This window comes from Mycobacterium sp. IDUB_19 (assembly GCF_055419445.1).
In genome coordinates this window covers 1-1,621 of sequence record NZ_JBVAXR010000132.1, presented here as the reverse complement: position 1 = coordinate 1,621, position 1,621 = coordinate 1, and the positions used below count along the sequence as shown (strand labels likewise).

At 63.7% G+C, this 1,621-nt stretch carries 1 protein-coding gene; it reads left to right on the top strand.

Features of this window, described 5'->3' with window-relative positions; genetic code table 11:
- Window positions 1-141 precede the first annotated feature (141 nt).
- On the top strand, window positions 142-1,503 hold the full coding sequence (locus tag ACZY0B_RS27385; RefSeq protein WP_463767361.1) for an HNH endonuclease signature motif containing protein: 1,362 nt from the start codon (window positions 142-144) through the stop codon (window positions 1,501-1,503).
- Window positions 1,504-1,621: the final 118 nt, after the last annotated feature.

The following is a 1,621-nucleotide window of genomic DNA, read 5'->3' as shown; positions in this document are numbered from 1 at the left end:
CCGTCCACATCACCGACGACGGCGTCGACGTGCTGACCACCAGCCCGGCGTGGCCTGAAAGCTGAAATCACTTGCGTTACTGCAGGTTCAGTGGCACTTGGCGCGCCATTTTTGTCGGTACCCTTTCATAGAATCTGAGGTATGGATTCGAGCAGTCGTGAAGAGATCGTCGAGGTCTTCAACGCGCTCGATTCCGGCCTGAACCACCTGTGCGAGTTGTCCTTCGACGCGTTCACCACCGCCGAACGATTGCGAGCGCTGGAGCGCATGGAACGCGTCGCGCGGCGGCTGCGTGCCCCCCAGCACGCATTGATCAACCAACTCGGCGCACAGGCAAGCGAAGCAGAACTGGGCGGCAATTTGCGCTCGGTGCTTGCCGATCGGTGGCGCACCACCAAGGCCGAGGCCGGTCGGCGGATCGACGAAGCCGCCGATCTCGGGGAACGTCGAACGCTCACCGGTGAACCCTTGGCACCCAAATTGAGCGCAACGGCGGCTGTCCAACGCGAGGGGCTAATCGGCGATGGGCACGTGCGGGTAATCCGCAGTTTCTTTGCTCACCTGCCGCCTGAGGTAGACCTTTTCACTCGAGAAGCCGCGGACGAGGATCTCGCCGATAAGGCCGGCGGGTATCGTCCCGATGAGTTGGCCAAGTACGCCCAGCGCATCATGGACTGGCTAAATCCAGACGGGGATTTCAGCGACGAGGACCGCGCCCGCAAGCGTGGAATCACCATCGGCCAACAAGAATGCGACGGTATGTCGCGCATCAGCGGCTACCTGACACCCGAAGCCCGCGCCACCTTCGAACCCGTGCTGGCCAAGCTGGCCGCCCCCGGCGCATGCAATCCCGACGACCACACACCCGTCGTCGACGAGACACCGAATGAGGACGCGGTCAAGCGTGACACCCGCAACCTAGCCCAACGCAACCACGACGGCCTGCTGGCCGGGTTGCGGGGCCTGTTGTCGGCGGGAAAGCTGGGCCAGCACAACGGCCTGCCCGTCTCGATTGTCATCACTGCCACGCTGAAGGATCTGGAAGCCGCGGCAGGCAAGGGCTTCACCGGCGGCGGCGCCGTGGTGCCGATGTCAGACTTAATTCGGATGGCCAGCCACGCCCATCACTACCTGGCTCTTTTCGACAGCGCCAAGCCCCTTGCGCTGTACCACACCAAGCGGCTGGCTTCCCCCGCACAACGAATCATGCTGTACGCCAAAGACCGTGGATGCACCAAACCCGGCTGCGACGCGCCCGCATACCACAGCCAGGTCCACCACGTTCGGGGCTGGACCACCAACCGCCGCACCGACATCGACGAGCTGACCCTTGCGTGTGGGATCGACAACCGGCTCGTCGAGACGGGATGGACCACGCGCAAGAACGCCGAGGGCGACACCGAATGGCTCCCGCCTCCCCACTTGGACCGTGGCCAACCACGCGTCAACACATTCCATCATCCCGAAAAGCTGCTCCAAGATCGAGACGACGACGCGCCCTAGCTCACGAAACCCCTCCTGCCAGAGCGTCGTCGAGCAAATCACCCACCCGATGCCGCTCCCACGCGCTCAGCAGGTTCGACAGCATCTGCAGCGGCGCGCGCACGCTTTCGTCGTCTCT

Coding starts and splice junctions, on each gene's coding strand:
- ACZY0B_RS27385 (WP_463767361.1), top strand. CDS start 142: ATGGATTCGAGCAGTCGTGAAGAGATCGTCGAGGTCTTCAACGCGCTC.